9 protein-coding genes, 9 tRNA genes and 6 rRNA genes are annotated in these 21,272 nt (G+C 46.6%); all 24 read right to left on the reverse strand.

From position 1 onward, the window contains the following. Positions 1-29 precede the first annotated feature (29 nt). A complete protein-coding gene (gene ispF / locus MHH23_RS00760) occupies positions 30-506 on the reverse strand; it encodes a 2-C-methyl-D-erythritol 2,4-cyclodiphosphate synthase (RefSeq protein WP_007496273.1) in 477 nt (158 codons plus the stop codon). Positions 507-509: 3 nt separating this feature from the next. Further along, a complete protein-coding gene (gene ispD, locus MHH23_RS00765; protein WP_008345432.1) occupies positions 510-1,199 on the reverse strand; it encodes a 2-C-methyl-D-erythritol 4-phosphate cytidylyltransferase in 690 nt (229 codons plus the stop codon). A gap of 13 nt (positions 1,200-1,212) precedes the next feature. Further along, positions 1,213-2,313, reverse strand: a complete 1,101-nt coding sequence (locus MHH23_RS00770) for a PIN/TRAM domain-containing protein (RefSeq protein WP_047946821.1) — start codon at positions 2,311-2,313, stop codon at positions 1,213-1,215. A 153-nt stretch (positions 2,314-2,466) separates the two neighbouring features. Continuing rightward, positions 2,467-3,546 carry a DNA integrity scanning diadenylate cyclase DisA gene (disA, locus tag MHH23_RS00775; protein WP_007496267.1) on the reverse strand — a complete coding sequence of 360 codons (1,080 nt, stop codon included), beginning with the start codon at positions 3,544-3,546 and terminating at the stop codon, positions 2,467-2,469. A 2-nt stretch (positions 3,547-3,548) separates the two neighbouring features. Next, on the reverse strand, positions 3,549-4,928 hold the full coding sequence (radA, locus tag MHH23_RS00780) for a DNA repair protein RadA (protein WP_017359160.1): 1,380 nt from the start codon (positions 4,926-4,928) through the stop codon (positions 3,549-3,551). Positions 4,929-5,021: 93 nt separating this feature from the next. Beyond that, the gene (gene clpC / locus MHH23_RS00785) at positions 5,022-7,457 is read right to left on the reverse strand and encodes an ATP-dependent protease ATP-binding subunit ClpC (RefSeq protein ID WP_007496263.1); all 2,436 of its coding nucleotides are present in this window, start codon (positions 7,455-7,457) and stop codon (positions 5,022-5,024) included. Then, entirely contained in the window at positions 7,454-8,545 is a 1,092-nt protein-coding gene (locus tag MHH23_RS00790; protein ID WP_340958715.1) for a protein arginine kinase, read from the reverse strand. The genes clpC and MHH23_RS00790 overlap by 4 nt, the downstream gene beginning before the upstream one ends. A gap of 4 nt (positions 8,546-8,549) precedes the next feature. Then, complete coding sequence (locus MHH23_RS00795) at positions 8,550-9,107, reverse strand: UvrB/UvrC motif-containing protein (protein ID WP_007496258.1); 558 nt, start codon at positions 9,105-9,107, stop codon at positions 8,550-8,552. 14 nt (positions 9,108-9,121) lie between these two features. Beyond that, a complete protein-coding gene (locus MHH23_RS00800) occupies positions 9,122-9,586 on the reverse strand; it encodes a CtsR family transcriptional regulator (RefSeq protein ID WP_003217184.1) in 465 nt (154 codons plus the stop codon). Between the two features lie 177 nt (positions 9,587-9,763). Beyond that, a 5S ribosomal RNA gene (gene rrf / locus MHH23_RS00805) occupies positions 9,764-9,879 on the reverse strand. Positions 9,880-9,940: 61 nt separating this feature from the next. Further along, positions 9,941-12,871, reverse strand: a 23S ribosomal RNA gene (locus tag MHH23_RS00810). A gap of 181 nt (positions 12,872-13,052) precedes the next feature. Next, positions 13,053-14,601: ribosomal RNA gene (locus MHH23_RS00815) — 16S ribosomal RNA — on the reverse strand. 126 nt (positions 14,602-14,727) lie between these two features. Beyond that, positions 14,728-14,803: transfer RNA gene (locus MHH23_RS00820), tRNA-Ala, on the reverse strand. 8 nt (positions 14,804-14,811) lie between these two features. Continuing rightward, positions 14,812-14,888, reverse strand: a tRNA-Pro gene (locus MHH23_RS00825). A 7-nt stretch (positions 14,889-14,895) separates the two neighbouring features. Beyond that, positions 14,896-14,972: transfer RNA gene (locus tag MHH23_RS00830), tRNA-Arg, on the reverse strand. Between the two features lie 11 nt (positions 14,973-14,983). Then, positions 14,984-15,069 (reverse strand) — tRNA-Leu (locus MHH23_RS00835). 12 nt (positions 15,070-15,081) lie between these two features. Beyond that, a tRNA-Gly gene (locus MHH23_RS00840) sits at positions 15,082-15,153 on the reverse strand. A 30-nt stretch (positions 15,154-15,183) separates the two neighbouring features. Further along, positions 15,184-15,266, reverse strand: a tRNA-Leu gene (locus tag MHH23_RS00845). Positions 15,267-15,273: 7 nt separating this feature from the next. Further along, positions 15,274-15,349 (reverse strand) — tRNA-Lys (locus tag MHH23_RS00850). A 37-nt stretch (positions 15,350-15,386) separates the two neighbouring features. After that, positions 15,387-15,462: transfer RNA gene (locus tag MHH23_RS00855), tRNA-Thr, on the reverse strand. A 33-nt stretch (positions 15,463-15,495) separates the two neighbouring features. After that, a tRNA-Val gene (locus MHH23_RS00860) sits at positions 15,496-15,571 on the reverse strand. Positions 15,572-16,311: 740 nt separating this feature from the next. Continuing rightward, a 5S ribosomal RNA gene (rrf, locus tag MHH23_RS00865) occupies positions 16,312-16,427 on the reverse strand. Positions 16,428-16,488: 61 nt separating this feature from the next. Next, positions 16,489-19,419, reverse strand: a 23S ribosomal RNA gene (locus MHH23_RS00870). A 181-nt stretch (positions 19,420-19,600) separates the two neighbouring features. Then, positions 19,601-21,149: ribosomal RNA gene (locus tag MHH23_RS00875) — 16S ribosomal RNA — on the reverse strand. Together the 16S, 23S and 5S rRNA genes with 9 tRNA genes alongside form the textbook arrangement of a ribosomal RNA operon. Positions 21,150-21,272: the final 123 nt, after the last annotated feature.

A 21,272-nucleotide genomic window follows, 5' to 3' on the forward strand; every position in this document is an offset into this window, starting at 1 on the left:
ATCAAAACCCATTCTCATCAAAACGGATTTTACTTTTTCTGAAGAAGTACTGTCGCCTGAGAGGCAATTCCTTCGCCTCTTCCTGTAAATCCAAGTTTCTCTGTCGTTGTTGCTTTGACATTCACCTGTGTGACATCTGCCTCAAGAGCTTCTGCGATTTTCTCACACATTGGCTGAATGTATGGTGCCATCTTTGGTTTTTGCGCCATGATCGTGCAATCGATATTCACCAGTGTATAGCCTTTTTCTTTTACAAGTGCCCACACGTGCTGAAGTAATTTAAAAGAGTCTGCATCTTTAAACTCCGGATCCGTGTCTGGGAAATGTCTGCCGATATCTCCTTCTGCAATCGCACCTAGGCAGGCATCCGCCACAGTATGAAGCAGTACATCCGCATCTGAATGCCCAAGTAGACCCTTTTCATAAGGGATCGTCACACCGCCAATAATAAGAGGTCTTCCCTCTGTTAATTGATGCACATCAAAACCTTGTCCTATTCTAAACATGTTCTAGTACCCTCTTTCCGCATCCATAATTGCCTTAGCAACCAATAAATCATCCGGTGTTGTCAGTTTAATATTGGTATAGTCTCCTTGGACAATATACACACTCTCACCGTGTAATTGTTCCACAAGACTGGCGTCATCTGTTCCAAGAAAGCCTGTCCGCTCCGCATGTTCATGCGCTTCTTTTAAAATAGAATGACGAAAAGCTTGTGGGGTCTGGACTGCCCACAAGCTCTGACGTTCAATGGTTTGTTCCACTTTGCCTTCTTGAACGCGTTTGATTGTGTCTTTCACTGGTACCGCTACGACTGCGGAGCCTTTTTCAATCGCTGCTTTAACGAGCAAGTCAATCTGTGTATGCTTAATAAAAGGCCTTGCGCCATCATGAACAAGCACGATGTCCGCATCTTGCACAGCCTTCAATCCTTCGTATACACTTTGCTGCCGTTCTTCACCGCCAGTGACAAGTGAAACAGGCGTTTGAAAAGCGTGTACCTTCAGTAGCCTTTCAAAGTCACGACGCTCTTCTTCATTGATCGCTAAGATCATGCGTCTGCATTGTGAATGAGCGTCAAACACCTTCAGTGTGTGGATGATGACCGGCATTCTTTTCAATTCAATAAAAAGTTTATTGCGGCCGGCCTTCATTCGCTTCCCCTGCCCCGCAGCCGGAATAACTACTTCATAATACATGTTCGTTCTCCCTTTAGAGCGCCTTCTCCAGAAGTTTTGGCTTCGCAAAAATCATTCTTCCAGCAGCAGTTTGCAGCACACTCGTGACGAGCACATCAATGTCTTTTCCAATATAATTGCGTCCTTCTTCGACCACAATCATCGTACCGTCATCTAAGTAAGCAACACCTTGGTTATGCTCTTTCCCATCTTTAATGACCTGTACCTTCATTTCTTCCCCAGGCAGCACAACCGGTTTGACTGCATTGGCTAGATCATTGATGTTTAACACTGCTACTTTTTGAAGTTCGCATACTTTATTTAAATTAAAATCATTTGTCACAACAACACCTGAAGTTAACTTAGCGAGTTTCACAAGCTTGCTGTCAACCTCTTGAATATCTTCAAAGTCACCTTCGTAAATTTCAACTTTAATATCCAGTTCTTTTTGGATACGATTTAAAATATCAAGACCTCTTCGGCCTCTATTTCTCTTTAATACATCAGAAGAGTCTGCAATATGCTGTAATTCCTCGAGTACAAATTGAGGAATGACCATCACACCTTCTAGGAATCCAGTTTGACAAATATCTGCGATTCTTCCATCAATGATAACACTTGTGTCTAAAATTTTCAGCTTTTTATCTTCTATTTCAGGTTCATCATCAGCTGCTCCTTTTTTCTTTGTGACCTTTGCAGATCGGGAGAACAGCCCCATCATTTCATCCTTCTTCTTAAACCCTACCTGAAATCCAAGGTATCCTAAAAAGAAAGCCAGGAAAATCGGAATAATGGTACCAAAAATATGATATGGGATATTGTTTAGCGGGATCACGTTTACAATAAGATATGCTAGAATAAGTCCAAATACTAAACCGAAACTTCCAGATATAAGATCAGGAAGAGGCGCCTTCAATAGAGAATCCTCGATCCATTTCACCCAATTAACCACATAGCCTGTGCACCATTTACCAATGATAAAGAACACAGCGGCTCCTATTAGTGCTGAAGAGTAAGCATTTGTTATGAAAGGTATGTCCTTCAAATTTAACAGCAGAAATAACTCTGGAATGATAAAAATCCCTACAACTGCACCGAAAATGATAAAAAACGCCTGAACGATTCTTTTTAACATACCTTCACCTCCTTTATTTTTCATCTGTCAATCCACCTTCATCTGACATTGATATATGCTTAAGTTTCCTATCATCATGAACAGAAAACAAAACCATCATTAATATACCCATATTCATCCATTTTTAACCGTATTTAAGAAAAATTTCTCTTTTTATAGCTGACGGTCGATATAATGTTTTTCTTGCAGTCTTTTTAATCCTTTTTTTATCTTTTTCGCTCTTACTTCTCCAATTCCTTCTACTTCATCCAAATCTTGTACATCTGCTTCCATAATTCGATCTAGCACACCAAATGCTTCGACCACGTTTTCAACGATTGGCATAGGCAGTCTAGGGATTTTATGAAGTAATCTGTATCCTCTAGTGTACACATATTCGTCAATATTTGTAGATGCTGGATAGCCAAGTAACTTGTACAAAATGGAGTCATCTAAAAGTTCAAAGCTCGACATATCTTGGAGCTGTTTCAGCAGCACATATGGATCTTTGATCTTTTCTTTCACGTAATCTTTAATAAATAACGCCGCTTCCTGCTCCATATCTGTAATCAGCTCATTGACTTGCAGACGGATCAAGTGTCCTTCTGTCCCAAGCTCTTTGATATACATATTGATTTCATTTTTGATTCTAAGTACCATTTCATAACGATGTAGCACGGATAATACATCACCAAAGGTCACAAGCTCTTCAAATTCTAAGGCACTTAACGCAGAAATGGCGTGATCTAAAATGGTTTTATATTTCTCAAGTGTTTGTATCGCTTGGTTGGCCTTCGTCAAAATAAAACCAATATCTTTCAGCGTATATCGTCGATTCCCTTGGTATAAGGTAATGACGTTCCGGCGTTCAGAAATGGCAATGATTAAGCAACCTGTCTGCTTTGCTACACGTTCAGCCGTTCGGTGTCTCATACCTGTTTCTGATGAATGAATGGTTGCATCCGGCATGAGCTGTGTATTCGCATACAAGATCTTTTGACCAGAGTCACTTAAAATAATCGCCCCATCCATCTTCGCCAATTCATATAAATGTGCTGGGGAGAAAGCAGAATTAATATGAAATCCTCCATCTACCACACTTTTCACTTTATCATTATAACCAACAACAATGAGCCCTCCAGTATTGGCTCTTAGGACGTTTTCAATCCCTGCCCGCAGGGGTGTCCCCGGTGCCACAAACTGGACAATATCTAAGAGATCGACTTCTCTCGCTCCTTTTTTCTCTTTTTCCATTTCTATGATCCCCCTAGTGAAATACGAAGTGCCTCTGCTACATTTTCTACACCGACTAACTCAATCCCTCTCGGTTTTTTCCATCCATCTATATTCGCCTGAGGAATAAACATTCGCTTAAATCCTAGTTTAGCAGCTTCCTGCACACGCTGTTCAATTCTTGATACTCTTCTGACTTCTCCCGTCAGACCCACTTCTCCTATAAAGCAATCTGCTTGATGCGGCGCTGCATCTTTAAAACTTGATGCAATACTAACGGCAATAGCCAAGTCTATCGCTGGTTCATCAAGTTTCACACCACCTGCGACCTTTAAGTAGGCATCTTGGTTTTGCAGTAGCAGCCCTACCCGTTTTTCTAAAACGGCCATAAGCAATGACACTCGGTTATGATCAAGGCCAGTAGCCATTCTCCGTGGATTCCCAAAGCTCGTCGGTGAAATAAGTGCTTGTATCTCCACTAGAACAGGTCTTGTTCCTTCCATTGAGGCAACAACACACGATCCAGATACACCTGCTGACCGCTCTTCTAAGAAGATTTCTGATGGGTTTAATACCTCTGTGAGCCCTTCCTCTCTCATTTCAAAAATTCCTAATTCATTCGTTGAACCAAAACGGTTTTTCACTGCCCGTAAAATACGAAACGTATGATGGCGCTCCCCTTCAAAATAAAGAACTGTATCTACCATATGCTCTAAAAGGCGCGGCCCAGCAATCGAGCCCTCCTTCGTCACGTGACCAACGATAAAAATAGGAATACCATTCGTCTTGGCAATTTTCATCAGCTGGGCAGTGCATTCCCTCACCTGAGAAACAGATCCAGGAGCTGACGTGATATCGCTTTGATAAACGGTTTGAATTGAATCGACCACAACAAAAGCGGGTTTCATCTCTTGTATAGCAGACGTTATATACTCCATATCGGTTTCAGCCAAAACATGTAAAGAGGCACTTTCAATACCGAGACGGTCCGCCCTAAGCTTCGTTTGTTTGATTGATTCCTCACCAGATATGTATAACACATTCTGATTTTGATCTGATAGCTGTGCTGAAACTTGTAATAATAGTGTGGACTTCCCAATCCCAGGATCACCGCCAATAAGAACGAGTGAACCTTTGACAATTCCACTTCCTAATACTCGGTTAAATTCTTCTAAATTCGTTTTAATTCGGGGTTCTTCGGATGTTTCAATTGCAGATATAGGTGAAGGTTTTTGAATGGTTTGAACAGAATGATTAAACGCACTTCGACGATTTGCCGGCTCTTTACGAACGACCTCTTCTGTCATACTGTTCCAAGTGCCGCAGCCGGGACATTTCCCCATCCATTTGGCTGACTCATAACCGCACGATTGGCATATAAATTTTGATTTTGACTTAGCCATAGATTGAAGAATACAACTCCTTATACTGGTCAGAAAATAAGTAAAGGGAGGCATCCAACTTTCTGGTATGCCTCACACTTTTTTCTTACTATATTAGTTCGTAGCAGCCGTTGCTTTTACGACAATTTCTCCATCTTCTACATCTAATACGATATGTTGGCCCTTTTCAATATTGCCTTTCAGCAATTCCTCAGAAAGTCGATCCTCGACGTGCTTTTGAATCGCTCTTCTTAACGGACGAGCACCATACTCAAGATCTACACCTTCGTCGGCAATCTTGGCTTTTGCTGCTTCCGTCAATTCAATTGAAAGGTCCTGCTCTTTTAGTCGTTTTGTCAATTGATCAGACATGAGAGACACAATCTCTTTTAGATGTTTCTTTTCGAGTGAGTGGAAGACAATGATTTCATCAATACGGTTGATGAACTCCGGTCTAAACGCACGTTTCAGCTCACCCATTACTTTGCCTTTCATATCTTTGTAATTTTGACTTTCATCCTGCACGTTAAAGCCAACATATTTATTGCGCTTCAGCTCACTAGCTCCAACGTTTGAAGTCATAATCAAAATCGTATTTCTAAAGTCAACAGTACGACCTTTAGAATCAGTGAGACGACCATCTTCTAACACTTGAAGTAAGATGTTAAACACATCAGGGTGCGCCTTTTCAATCTCATCTAGAAGCACGACAGAATACGGCTTTCTTCTCACTTTTTCAGTCAGCTGACCGCCCTCATCATAGCCCACATAGCCTGGAGGTGATCCAACAAGTCTTGAAGTCGAGTGTTTTTCCATGTACTCAGACATATCAATACGAATCATCGCTTCTTCATCACCGAAGATAGACTCAGCGAGTGCTCTTGCAAGCTCAGTCTTACCAACACCTGTTGGCCCTAAGAAAATAAAGGAGCCTATCGGACGTTTCGGATCTTTTAGTCCAGCACGGGCACGTCTTACAGCTTTTGCAACAGCAACAACTGCTTCATCCTGTCCAATGACGCGAGAGTGGAGCAATTGTTCCATGTTTAGAAGCTTATCTGTTTCTGTTTGAGCAATTTTTGAAACAGGTACTCCCGTCCAGCTAGAAACAACCATTGCGATATCATCCACAGAAACCTCTGAATTCTCTTGTCCCTGCTTTTCTTTCCAAGATTTCTTCGTCACTTCTACCTTTTCACGCAAACGTTGCTCCGTATCACGAAGAGAAGCGGCTTTTTCAAATTCTTGACTTTGAACAGCTGCATCCTTTTCCTTGCGTACTTCATCCAGCTTTTGCTCAAGTTCCTTTAGATTAGGCGGTGTTGTGAAAGAACGTAAGCGAACTTTTGAACCCGCCTCATCAATTAAGTCAATCGCCTTATCTGGAAGGAAACGATCAGAGATATAACGATCAGAAAGCTTTACCGCCGCCTCAATGGCTTCATCTGTAATAGACACACGGTGATGTGCTTCATAACGGTCTCTAAGCCCTCTTAAAATTTGAATACTTTCATCAACAGATGGCTGGTCCACTTGAATTGGCTGGAATCGACGTTCAAGTGCAGCATCTTTTTCAATATATTTACGGTACTCATCTAACGTTGTTGCCCCGATACATTGAAGCTCACCACGTGCTAAAGATGGTTTTAGAATATTAGAGGCATCAATCGCACCCTCTGCTCCACCTGCACCAATCAGTGTATGAAGTTCATCAATGAAGAGAATGATATTTCCAGCCTGACGGATTTCGTCCATGACTTTTTTCAAACGATCCTCGAATTCACCACGATATTTCGTTCCCGCTACAACAGTTCCCATATCAAGGGTCATGACTCGTTTATCACGCAGAATTTCAGGCACTTCGTTGTGAATAATTTGCTGTGCGAGGCCTTCTGCGATCGCTGTTTTACCAACACCAGGCTCACCAATCAAGACAGGGTTATTCTTTGTTCTTCTACTTAGGACCTCAATGACACGCTGAATTTCTTTGCTGCGGCCAATCACAGGGTCCAAGCTGTCCTCTTTCGCAATAGCCGTTAAGTCTCTTGCCAAGCTATCTAAAGTTGGTGTATTGGCATTGCTATTAGATCCTGCCGCAGATGCACCCGTTTCATTGCTGCCTAGAAGCTGCAATACTTGCTGGCGTGCTTTATTTAAGCTCACTCCGAGGTTATTTAAGACACGGGCAGCTACACCCTCTCCCTCACGAATAAGACCTAAAAGAATATGTTCTGTCCCTACATAGGAATGACCAAGCTTTCTCGCTTCATCCATAGAAAGCTCCGTAACCTTCTTCGCTCTAGGTGTGTAATGAGGAATAGCTTGAGACACCTCTTGCCCTCTTCCAATCAAGCTCTCGACTTCTTTTTGGATTTTATCTGAAACAAGGCCCAGTGCTTCTAATGCTTTTGCGGCGATGCCCTCACCTTCACGTACAAGACCAAGTAAAATATGCTCTGTACCGATGTTCTTATGGCCTAGGCGAATGGCTTCTTCTTGTGCAAGTGCTAATACCTTTTGAGCTCTTTCAGTGAATCTTCCAAACATCATATCGTTTCATCCTCCTGTCCATTCCTATGCATTTCTAAGTGCAGCCTTTCTCTAATAATTGCTGCTCGTTTTATATCTCTTTCATTTGGTTCCAAGGCTCCTCCTGAATATTGCTGAAGGAAGCCAGGCTGTGTCAAAATCATGAGTTCATTCAGTATATTACTTGAAAGTCCCTTAATGATACCTAAATCAATTCCAAGTCGCACATCTGACAAACACTTAGCCGTTTCCTTAGATTCAATCATGCGACAATTAGCCAAAATCCCCAAGGAACGGTACACTCTGTCTTCAAGTTCAATTTTAGACGTCTGATATAATGCCTTACGTGCAGATCGCTCTTGTTCAATGAGCTGCGCTGTCACACTATTCAAGTCATCTACAATATCTTCTTCTGATTGACCCAGTGTCATTTGATTTGAAATTTGAAAGATGTTTCCTATTGCTTCGCTACCCTCACCATAAATTCCTCTGACCACAAGACCTAATTGATTAATTGCAGGAATAATGCGATTCATTTGTCTTGTCAGGGCTAATGCTGGTAAGTGCATCATGACTGAAGCTCTAATACCTGTACCTACATTGGTCGGACAGCTCGTTAAGTATCCTCGCTTTTCTGAAAACGCATAATCCACTTGCTCTTCAATCCAGTCATCTATTTGGTTAGCTGCTTTTAGTGCATTAGCCAGCTGAAATCCTGGGAACAAGCATTGAATACGAATATGGTCTTCCTCATTCAGCATGACACTGATTTCTTCATTTTCTGAAAGCAAACAGCCGCCAAATCTTGATTCTGCTAAATTGGGGCTAATCAAATGCTTTTCAACAAGTACCCTTTTAGCCAAAGGCTGCGTTTCATTCATTCGAATCAGAACAAAATTTCCAATGTCCTTCACTTCCTGGCTCGCAAACTTTTGCTCGAATTGCTGAAGAACAGCTTCAGCCTCCTCTTGAGAAAACTGAGTTGGGAAACGAACATGCTCTAGATTGCGTGCCAGCCGAATACGACTGCTTAGAACAATGTCACTTTCTGGTCCTTTCTGTTTCATCCATTGACTTAATGCGTCTTGAATAAAATGCTGGAGCGACATGTCGTTAATCTCCCTCCCTCTGCTGAGATTGCTCATGCTCTAACGCACGAATTTGATCTCGAACTTCCGCTGCTTTTTCAAACTCTTCCTGTTCAATCAGCTGCTTCAGTTCTTGCTGCATTAACTCAAGTTTCCGGCGAACATGCAGACTGCCGGCAATCCGTTTAGGGACTTTTCCATTATGGACTGTATTTCCACTATGGACTTTCCTTAAAACAGGATTTAAATACTGATCAAAGGTTCGATAACATTCTGCACAGCCAAAACGGCCTGTTTTCCTGAATTGCTGAAAAGTTAAGCCACACTTAGGACATTGATCCACTTCTCTTGCCTCTTGAAAAATAGATGATCCTTTATTCGCACTTGTGGTAAAGCTAGGATCAATATTCAATAAGCCTGATAATAAGTTGTGAATCGAGAAACCTTGGTTTCCACTCATAGCATATGAATCACTGTTTTCTTTTGCACATTGTTCACATATGTGCATTTCTTGTTTTTCTCCATTTATTACTTTCGTAAAGTGAAAAGTGGCTGGTCTCTCATTGCATTCTTGACAAATCAATCTTTTCACCCGCTTTACTTTAATTTCAAAGCATTTAACATCGCTTTCATCATCCGAGCTCTCAGTTCATCTCGTTCAGGTAAATCAATGTGTAAAACAGAACGGTCCATGACACTAATCATCATCTTTGCTTCTCTTTCGGATAAAATGTTGTTCTCAACAAGACGCATGATGATATGATCAGATGCAGCCTGTGATAAACGATGATATATTTGGGAAATAATGTTGTTCAATAAATCGACTTCATCATTCATTTTGACTTTAATGATACGGATATAGCCACCGCCGCCACGCTTACTTTCGACGATATAACCTCTTTCGCTCGTAAAGCGTGTATTGATAACATAGTTAATTTGTGAAGGTACGCATTGAAACTTATCTGCAATTTCATTGCGTTTAATTTCTAATATTTCTCGACCATTCTGATCCAAGACTTCCTTCAAATACTGCTCGATGATATCAGAAATATTTTGTGCCACTCCGCCTCCTCCTCCATTGACTTTGACTATATTTGACTTTAATCTTACTATAAATTTTTTCGATCGATTTTTCAAGATAATCGCTCAACTAACAATATTATTTCCACATTTATCTGGTGCCAAACGTCCCAAAAACACAAAAAAGACCAGTTCCGATTGGAACTGATCCTTTGAAAAGCTTGGCGGCGTCCTACTCTCACAGGGGGAAACCCCCAACTACCATCGGCGCTGAAGAGCTTAACTTCCGTGTTCGGTATGGGAACGGGTGTGACCTCTTCGCTATCGCCACCAAACCTGATGGAGAGAATGTTCTCTCAAAACTAGATAACAATGTTCATTTTTCACATTAGAATATAGGTTAAGTCCTCGATCTATTAGTATCTGTCAGCTCCACGTGTCACCACGCTTCCACCTCAGACCTATCAACCTGATCATCTTTCAGGGATCTTACTTCCTTGCGGAATGGGAAATCTCATCTTGAGGGGGGCTTCATGCTTAGATGCTTTCAGCACTTATCCCGTCCGCACATAGCTACCCAGCGATGCCCTTGGCAGAACAACTGGTACACCAGCGGTGCGTCCATCCCGGTCCTCTCGTACTAAGGACAGCTCCTCTCAAATTTCCTGCGCCCGCGACGGATAGGGACCGAACTGTCTCACGACGTTCTGAACCCAGCTCGCGTACCGCTTTAATGGGCGAACAGCCCAACCCTTGGGACCGACTACAGCCCCAGGATGCGATGAGCCGACATCGAGGTGCCAAACCTCCCCGTCGATGTGGACTCTTGGGGGAGATAAGCCTGTTATCCCCGGGGTAGCTTTTATCCGTTGAGCGATGGCCCTTCCATGCGGAACCACCGGATCACTAAGCCCGACTTTCGTCCCTGCTCGACTTGTAGGTCTCGCAGTCAAGCTCCCTTGTGCCTTTACACTCTGCGAATGATTTCCAACCATTCTGAGGGAACCTTTGGGCGCCTCCGTTACATTTTAGGAGGCGACCGCCCCAGTCAAACTGCCCACCTGACACTGTCTCCCTGCCCGATAAGGGCAGCGGGTTAGAAGGTCAATACAGCCAGGGTAGTATCCCACCGATGCCTCCACCGAAGCTAGCGCTCCGGTTTCCAAGGCTCCTACCTATCCTGTACAAGCTGTACCAACATTCAATATCAGGCTGCAGTAAAGCTCCACGGGGTCTTTCCGTCCTGTCGCGGGTAACCTGCATCTTCACAGGTACTATAATTTCACCGAGTCTCTCGTTGAGACAGTGCCCAGATCGTTGCGCCTTTCGTGCGGGTCGGAACTTACCCGACAAGGAATTTCGCTACCTTAGGACCGTTATAGTTACGGCCGCCGTTTACTGGGGCTTCAATTCGCACCTTCGCTTACGCTAAGCGCTCCTCTTAACCTTCCAGCACCGGGCAGGCGTCAGCCCCTATACTTCGCCTTACGGCTTCGCAGAGACCTGTGTTTTTGCTAAACAGTCGCCTGGGCCTATTCACTGCGGCTTCTCGGGGCTTTAACACCCTAAGAAGCACCCCTTCTCCCGAAGTTACGGGGTCATTTTGCCGAGTTCCTTAACGAGAGTTCTCTCGATCACCTTAGGATTCTCTCCTCGCCTACCTGTGTCGGTTTGCGGTACGGGCACCTCTCACCTCGCTAGAGGCTTTTCTTGGCAGTGTGGAATCAGGAACTTCGCTACTAAATTTCGCTCGCCATCACAGCTCAGCCTTCACGGGAAACGGATTTGCCTATTTCCCAGCCTAACTGCTTGGACGCGGATATCCAATACCGCGCTTACCCTATCCTCCTGCGTCCCCCCATTGCTCAAATGGTGAGGAGGTGGTACAGGAATATCAACCTGTTGTCCATCGCCTACGCCTTTCGGCCTCGGCTTAGGTCCCGACTAACCCTGAGCGGACGAGCCTTCCTCAGGAAACCTTAGGCATTCGGTGGACGGGATTCTCACCCGTCTTTCGCTACTCATACCGGCATTCTCACTTCTAAGCGCTCCACCAGTCCTTCCGGTCTGACTTCACTGCACTTAGAACGCTCTCCTACCACTGTTCGTAAGAACAGTCCGCAGCTTCGGTGATACGTTTAGCCCCGGTACATTTTCGGCGCAGAGTCACTCGACCAGTGAGCTATTACGCACTCTTTAAATGGTGGCTGCTTCTAAGCCAACATCCTGGTTGTCTAAGCAACTCCACATCCTTTTCCACTTAACGTATACTTTGGGACCTTAGCTGGCGGTCTGGGCTGTTTCCCTTTCGACTACGGATCTTATCACTCGCAGTCTGACTCCCAAGGATAAGTCATCGGCATTCGGAGTTTGACTGAATTCGGTAACCCGGTAGGGGCCCCTAGTCCAATCAGTGCTCTACCTCCGAGACTCTTACCTTGAGGCTAGCCCTAAAGCTATTTCGGAGAGAACCAGCTATCTCCAGGTTCGATTGGCATTTCACCCCTACCCACACCTCATCCCCGCACTTTTCAACGTGCGTGGGTTCGGGCCTCCATTCAGTGTTACCTGAACTTCACCCTGGACATGGGTAGATCACCTGGTTTCGGGTCTACGACCACGTACTCATGCGCCCTATTCAGACTCGCTTTCGCTGCGGCTCCGCATCTTCTGCTTAACCTTGCACGGGATCGTAACTCGCCGGTTCATTCTACAAAAGGCACGCCATCACCCGTTAACGGGCTCTGACTACTTGTAGGCACACGGTTTCAGGATCTATTTCACTCCCCTTCCGGGGTGCTTTTCACCTTTCCCTCACGGTACTGGTTCACTATCGGTCACTAGGGAGTATTTAGCCTTGGGAGATGGTCCTCCCGGATTCCGACGGAATTTCACGTGTTCCGCCGTACTCAGGATCCACTCTGGAGAGAACAACATTTCAGTTACAGGGCTGTTACCTTCTTTGGCGGGCCTTTCCAGACCTCTTCGCTTATATCGTTCCTTTGTAACTCCGTATAGAGTGTCCTACAACCCCAAGAGGCAAGCCTCTTGGTTTGGGCTGTTCCCGTTTCGCTCGCCGCTACTCAGGGAATCGCATTTGCTTTCTCTTCCTCCGGGTACTTAGATGTTTCAGTTCCCCGGGTATGCCTTCTCATACTCTATGTATTCAAGTATGGATACTACTCCATTACGAGCAGTGGGTTTCCCCATTCGGAAATCTCCGGATCAAAGCTTGCTTACAGCTCCCCGAAGCATATCGGTGTTCGTCCCGTCCTTCATCGGCTCCTAGTGCCAAGGCATCCACCGTGCGCCCTTTCTAACTTAACCATTTCTTACTTTAGAAAGAATCACTATGTGTGATGAACTTTGCATTGCATTCAATGTGAATGTATTACTTATTGTTATCTAGTTTTCAAAGAACAATCCTGTCTCGCTAGAGACATGTTTGAAGGAATGATCCTTCAAAACTAAACAAGACGAAAACGCACACTGCTCCATATATCCTTAGAAAGGAGGTGATCCAGCCGCACCTTCCGATACGGCTACCTTGTTACGACTTCACCCCAATCATCTGCCCCACCTTCGGCGGCTGGCTCCATAAAGGTTACCTCACCGACTTCGGGTGTTGCAAACTCTCGTGGTGTGACGGGCGGTGTGTACAAGGCCCGGGAACGTATTCACCGCGGCATGCTGATCCGCGATTACTAGCGATTCCAGCTTCACGCAGTCGAGTTGCAGACTGCGATCCGAACTGAGAACAGATTTGTGGGATTGGCTAAACCTTGCGGTCTCGCAGCCCTTTGTTCTGTCCATTGTAGCACGTGTGTAGCCCAGGTCATAAGGGGCATGATGATTTGACGTCATCCCCACCTTCCTCCGGTTTGTCACCGGCAGTCACCTTAGAGTGCCCAACTAAATGCTGGCAACTAAGATCAAGGGTTGCGCTCGTTGCGGGACTTAACCCAACATCTCACGACACGAGCTGACGACAACCATGCACCACCTGTCACTCTGTCCCCGAAGGGAAAGCCCTATCTCTAGGGTTGTCAGAGGATGTCAAGACCTGGTAAGGTTCTTCGCGTTGCTTCGAATTAAACCACATGCTCCACCGCTTGTGCGGGCCCCCGTCAATTCCTTTGAGTTTCAGTCTTGCGACCGTACTCCCCAGGCGGAGTGCTTAATGCGTTAGCTGCAGCACTAAGGGGCGGAAACCCCCTAACACTTAGCACTCATCGTTTACGGCGTGGACTACCAGGGTATCTAATCCTGTTCGCTCCCCACGCTTTCGCTCCTCAGCGTCAGTTACAGACCAGAGAGTCGCCTTCGCCACTGGTGTTCCTCCACATCTCTACGCATTTCACCGCTACACGTGGAATTCCACTCTCCTCTTCTGCACTCAAGTTTCCCAGTTTCCAATGACCCTCCCCGGTTGAGCCGGGGGCTTTCACATCAGACTTAAGAAACCGCCTGCGAGCCCTTTACGCCCAATAATTCCGGACAACGCTTGCCACCTACGTATTACCGCGGCTGCTGGCACGTAGTTAGCCGTGGCTTTCTGGTTAGGTACCGTCAAGGTGCAAGCAGTTACTCTTGCACTTGTTCTTCCCTAACAACAGAGCTTTACGATCCGAAAACCTTCATCACTCACGCGGCGTTGCTCCGTCAGACTTTCGTCCATTGCGGAAGATTCCCTACTGCTGCCTCCCGTAGGAGTCTGGGCCGTGTCTCAGTCCCAGTGTGGCCGATCACCCTCTCAGGTCGGCTACGCATCGTCGCCTTGGTGAGCCGTTACCTCACCAACTAGCTAATGCGCCGCGGGTCCATCTGTAAGTGACAGCCGAAACCGTCTTTCATCCTTGAACCATGCGGTTCAAGGAACTATCCGGTATTAGCTCCGGTTTCCCGGAGTTATCCCAGTCTTACAGGCAGGTTACCCACGTGTTACTCACCCGTCCGCCGCTAACATCCGGGAGCAAGCTCCCTTCTGTCCGCTCGACTTGCATGTATTAGGCACGCCGCCAGCGTTCGTCCTGAGCCAGGATCAAACTCTCCGAAAAAGTACAAAACCGAAGTTTTGTTTTTCGTCAGCGTTTGACTGACTACCTATGATGTATCATAGGATTTTTTATAAAAACTCGAATTAACAGGTACGTTTTGTCTTGTTTAGTTTTCAAAGATCATATTGGTGGAGCCTAGCGGGATCGAACCGCTGACCTCCTGCGTGCAAGGCAGGCGCTCTCCCAGCTGAGCTAAGGCCCCATAAAAGATGGTCGGGAAGACAGGATTCGAACCTGCGACCCCTTGGTCCCAAACCAAGTGCTCTACCAAGCTGAGCTACTTCCCGATCTTAATGGCGCGCCCGAGAGGAGTCGAACCCCTAACCTTTTGATCCGTAGTCAAACGCTCTATCCAATTGAGCTACGGGCGCTTATTTTATAATGCCGAGGGCCGGACTTGAACCGGCACGGTAGTCACCTACCGCAGGATTTTAAGTCCTGTGTGTCTGCCAATTCCACCACCCCGGCGTGGATGGTATAAGCGGAAGACGGGATTCGAACCCGCGACCCCCACCTTGGCAAGGTGGTGTTCTACCACTGAACTACTTCCGCATTACAGGATTTCTTTATGTTGTTTGGCAATGCGGGTGAAGGGACTTGAACCCCCACGTCATAAAGACACTAGATCCTAAGTCTAGCGCGTCTGCCAATTCCGCCACACCCGCATGAAAATGGTGAGCCATGAAGGACTCGAACCTTCGACCCTCTGATTAAAAGTCAGATGCTCTACCAACTGAGCTAATGGCTCGCTTTTAAAGCGACTTGTCTATCTTACCATATGAAAGTGGTGCCGGCAAGAGGACTTGAACCCCCAACCTACTGATTACAAGTCAGTTGCTCTACCAGTTGAGCTACACCGGCTTTATCTATCCTAACATTATGTAAGAATAAATATGGTGGAGGATGACGGGCTCGAACCGCCGACCCTCTGCTTGTAAGGCAGATGCTCTCCCAGCTGAGCTAATCCTCCATATTATGTCGTTTCGAATGTCTCTCGATCTGACAAATAGTATTATATAACGATAAGATATTGTTTGTAAAGACTTTTTTAAAATAATTTTTGAATTTATTTTAAAGCTATTTTTTCACATCTTTTCGTTAAGGCACCTAAAGAAGTTTACCACTTGTCTCTTCATTTTAAAAGTCTTTTTTTCATTTTTTTATGTTTTTTTGTTAAAAAGGGCATTAATAGCGCTTTTTCAATGTAAAAACAGCTCTTTTAAAGCTGAAAAATGTTTGTTTTATTCCTTAAATCCTCAGATAACGTGCATATAGAAACGAATTTTTTTATTATTTTATTTTTCCGAGAAACCATTTTGTATATTTGCTTTATATTAAATTGATCCTGGTCATATTGTGGTGCTTAACTCAAATCTTCCTCCCCTCTCTCATTAGCAAACCAAGATGCCCTTTGCTCTCTTATGTAGGTTTCAATGATCTAGCAGCAAGCGCAGTTCGCTACATATGGTTGCCAGAGGAGAAGATCCTTCTTAGACATGTTTACTCTTTCGATGTTGACTCTTAGCAAGATGAGCGAGCGACGAGATTGGATGATAAGAATTTATAGAATGTCTAGAATTCCAGTGAAGGGGATGAAATGAATGAGTTATTGAGAATGTAGTGAAAGACCACTATTTTCAATATAAATAGATATATCATTTATTAAAACACAAAAAAGACCAGTTCCGATTGGAACTGATCCTTTGAAAAGCTTGGCGGCGTCCTACTCTCACAGGGGGAAACCCCCAACTACCATCGGCGCTGAAGAGCTTAACTTCCGTGTTCGGTATGGGAACGGGTGTGACCTCTTCGCTATCGCCACCAAACCTGATGGAGAGAATGTTCTCTCAAAACTAGATAACAATGTTCATTTTTCACATTAGAATATAGGTTAAGTCCTCGATCTATTAGTATCTGTCAGCTCCACGTGTCACCACGCTTCCACCTCAGACCTATCAACCTGATCATCTTTCAGGGATCTTACTTCCTTGCGGAATGGGAAATCTCATCTTGAGGGGGGCTTCATGCTTAGATGCTTTCAGCACTTATCCCGTCCGCACATAGCTACCCAGCGATGCCCTTGGCAGAACAACTGGTACACCAGCGGTGCGTCCATCCCGGTCCTCTCGTACTAAGGACAGCTCCTCTCAAATTTCCTGCGCCCGCGACGGATAGGGACCGAACTGTCTCACGACGTTCTGAACCCAGCTCGCGTACCGCTTTAATGGGCGAACAGCCCAACCCTTGGGACCGACTACAGCCCCAGGATGCGATGAGCCGACATCGAGGTGCCAAACCTCCCCGTCGATGTGGACTCTTGGGGGAGATAAGCCTGTTATCCCCGGGGTAGCTTTTATCCGTTGAGCGATGGCCCTTCCATGCGGAACCACCGGATCACTAAGCCCGACTTTCGTCCCTGCTCGACTTGTAGGTCTCGCAGTCAAGCTCCCTTGTGCCTTTACACTCTGCGAATGATTTCCAACCATTCTGAGGGAACCTTTGGGCGCCTCCGTTACATTTTAGGAGGCGACCGCCCCAGTCAAACTGCCCACCTGACACTGTCTCCCTGCCCGATAAGGGCAGCGGGTTAGAAGGTCAATACAGCCAGGGTAGTATCCCACCGATGCCTCCACCGAAGCTAGCGCTCCGGTTTCCAAGGCTCCTACCTATCCTGTACAAGCTGTACCAACATTCAATATCAGGCTGCAGTAAAGCTCCACGGGGTCTTTCCGTCCTGTCGCGGGTAACCTGCATCTTCACAGGTACTATAATTTCACCGAGTCTCTCGTTGAGACAGTGCCCAGATCGTTGCGCCTTTCGTGCGGGTCGGAACTTACCCGACAAGGAATTTCGCTACCTTAGGACCGTTATAGTTACGGCCGCCGTTTACTGGGGCTTCAATTCGCACCTTCGCTTACGCTAAGCGCTCCTCTTAACCTTCCAGCACCGGGCAGGCGTCAGCCCCTATACTTCGCCTTACGGCTTCGCAGAGACCTGTGTTTTTGCTAAACAGTCGCCTGGGCCTATTCACTGCGGCTTCTCGGGGCTTTAACACCCTAAGAAGCACCCCTTCTCCCGAAGTTACGGGGTCATTTTGCCGAGTTCCTTAACGAGAGTTCTCTCGATCACCTTAGGATTCTCTCCTCGCCTACCTGTGTCGGTTTGCGGTACGGGCACCTCTCACCTCGCTAGAGGCTTTTCTTGGCAGTGTGGAATCAGGAACTTCGCTACTAAATTTCGCTCGCCATCACAGCTCAGCCTTCACGGGAAACGGATTTGCCTATTTCCCAGCCTAACTGCTTGGACGCGGATATCCAATACCGCGCTTACCCTATCCTCCTGCGTCCCCCCATTGCTCAAATGGTGAGGAGGTGGTACAGGAATATCAACCTGTTGTCCATCGCCTACGCCTTTCGGCCTCGGCTTAGGTCCCGACTAACCCTGAGCGGACGAGCCTTCCTCAGGAAACCTTAGGCATTCGGTGGACGGGATTCTCACCCGTCTTTCGCTACTCATACCGGCATTCTCACTTCTAAGCGCTCCACCAGTCCTTCCGGTCTGACTTCACTGCACTTAGAACGCTCTCCTACCACTGTTCGTAAGAACAGTCCGCAGCTTCGGTGATACGTTTAGCCCCGGTACATTTTCGGCGCAGAGTCACTCGACCAGTGAGCTATTACGCACTCTTTAAATGGTGGCTGCTTCTAAGCCAACATCCTGGTTGTCTAAGCAACTCCACATCCTTTTCCACTTAACGTATACTTTGGGACCTTAGCTGGCGGTCTGGGCTGTTTCCCTTTCGACTACGGATCTTATCACTCGCAGTCTGACTCCCAAGGATAAGTCATCGGCATTCGGAGTTTGACTGAATTCGGTAACCCGGTAGGGGCCCCTAGTCCAATCAGTGCTCTACCTCCGAGACTCTTACCTTGAGGCTAGCCCTAAAGCTATTTCGGAGAGAACCAGCTATCTCCAGGTTCGATTGGCATTTCACCCCTACCCACACCTCATCCCCGCACTTTTCAACGTGCGTGGGTTCGGGCCTCCATTCAGTGTTACCTGAACTTCACCCTGGACATGGGTAGATCACCTGGTTTCGGGTCTACGACCACGTACTCATGCGCCCTATTCAGACTCGCTTTCGCTGCGGCTCCGCATCTTCTGCTTAACCTTGCACGGGATCGTAACTCGCCGGTTCATTCTACAAAAGGCACGCCATCACCCGTTAACGGGCTCTGACTACTTGTAGGCACACGGTTTCAGGATCTATTTCACTCCCCTTCCGGGGTGCTTTTCACCTTTCCCTCACGGTACTGGTTCACTATCGGTCACTAGGGAGTATTTAGCCTTGGGAGATGGTCCTCCCGGATTCCGACGGAATTTCACGTGTTCCGCCGTACTCAGGATCCACTCTGGAGAGAACAACATTTCAGTTACAGGGCTGTTACCTTCTTTGGCGGGCCTTTCCAGACCTCTTCGCTTATATCGTTCCTTTGTAACTCCGTATAGAGTGTCCTACAACCCCAAGAGGCAAGCCTCTTGGTTTGGGCTGTTCCCGTTTCGCTCGCCGCTACTCAGGGAATCGCATTTGCTTTCTCTTCCTCCGGGTACTTAGATGTTTCAGTTCCCCGGGTATGCCTTCTCATACTCTATGTATTCAAGTATGGATACTACTCCATTACGAGCAGTGGGTTTCCCCATTCGGAAATCTCCGGATCAAAGCTTGCTTACAGCTCCCCGAAGCATATCGGTGTTCGTCCCGTCCTTCATCGGCTCCTAGTGCCAAGGCATCCACCGTGCGCCCTTTCTAACTTAACCATTTCTTACTTTAGAAAGAATCACTATGTGTGATGAACTTTGCATTGCATTCAATGTGAATGTATTACTTATTGTTATCTAGTTTTCAAAGAACAATCCTGTCTCGCTAGAGACATGTTTGAAGGAATGATCCTTCAAAACTAAACAAGACGAAAACGCACACTGCTCCATATATCCTTAGAAAGGAGGTGATCCAGCCGCACCTTCCGATACGGCTACCTTGTTACGACTTCACCCCAATCATCTGCCCCACCTTCGGCGGCTGGCTCCATAAAGGTTACCTCACCGACTTCGGGTGTTGCAAACTCTCGTGGTGTGACGGGCGGTGTGTACAAGGCCCGGGAACGTATTCACCGCGGCATGCTGATCCGCGATTACTAGCGATTCCAGCTTCACGCAGTCGAGTTGCAGACTGCGATCCGAACTGAGAACAGATTTGTGGGATTGGCTAAACCTTGCGGTCTCGCAGCCCTTTGTTCTGTCCATTGTAGCACGTGTGTAGCCCAGGTCATAAGGGGCATGATGATTTGACGTCATCCCCACCTTCCTCCGGTTTGTCACCGGCAGTCACCTTAGAGTGCCCAACTAAATGCTGGCAACTAAGATCAAGGGTTGCGCTCGTTGCGGGACTTAACCCAACATCTCACGACACGAGCTGACGACAACCATGCACCACCTGTCACTCTGTCCCCGAAGGGAAAGCCCTATCTCTAGGGTTGTCAGAGGATGTCAAGACCTGGTAAGGTTCTTCGCGTTGCTTCGAATTAAACCACATGCTCCACCGCTTGTGCGGGCCCCCGTCAATTCCTTTGAGTTTCAGTCTTGCGACCGTACTCCCCAGGCGGAGTGCTTAATGCGTTAGCTGCAGCACTAAGGGGCGGAAACCCCCTAACACTTAGCACTCATCGTTTACGGCGTGGACTACCAGGGTATCTAATCCTGTTCGCTCCCCACGCTTTCGCTCCTCAGCGTCAGTTACAGACCAGAGAGTCGCCTTCGCCACTGGTGTTCCTCCACATCTCTACGCATTTCACCGCTACACGTGGAATTCCACTCTCCTCTTCTGCACTCAAGTTTCCCAGTTTCCAATGACCCTCCCCGGTTGAGCCGGGGGCTTTCACATCAGACTTAAGAAACCGCCTGCGAGCCCTTTACGCCCAATAATTCCGGACAACGCTTGCCACCTACGTATTACCGCGGCTGCTGGCACGTAGTTAGCCGTGGCTTTCTGGTTAGGTACCGTCAAGGTGCAAGCAGTTACTCTTGCACTTGTTCTTCCCTAACAACAGAGCTTTACGATCCGAAAACCTTCATCACTCACGCGGCGTTGCTCCGTCAGACTTTCGTCCATTGCGGAAGATTCCCTACTGCTGCCTCCCGTAGGAGTCTGGGCCGTGTCTCAGTCCCAGTGTGGCCGATCACCCTCTCAGGTCGGCTACGCATCGTCGCCTTGGTGAGCCGTTACCTCACCAACTAGCTAATGCGCCGCGGGTCCATCTGTAAGTGACAGCCGAAACCGTCTTTCATCCTTGAACCATGCGGTTCAAGGAACTATCCGGTATTAGCTCCGGTTTCCCGGAGTTATCCCAGTCTTACAGGCAGGTTACCCACGTGTTACTCACCCGTCCGCCGCTAACATCCGGGAGCAAGCTCCCTTCTGTCCGCTCGACTTGCATGTATTAGGCACGCCGCCAGCGTTCGTCCTGAGCCAGGATCAAACTCTCCGAAAAAGTACAAAACCGAAGTTTTGCTTTTCGCCAGTTTGACTGACTACCTATGATGTATCATAGGATTTTTTTATAAAAACTCGAATTAACAGGTACGTTTTGTCTTGTTTAGTTTTCAAAGATCAT

This window comes from Bacillus sp. FSL K6-3458, assembly GCF_038005045.1.
GTDB lineage: Bacteria > Bacillota > Bacilli > Bacillales > Bacillaceae > Bacillus > Bacillus altitudinis.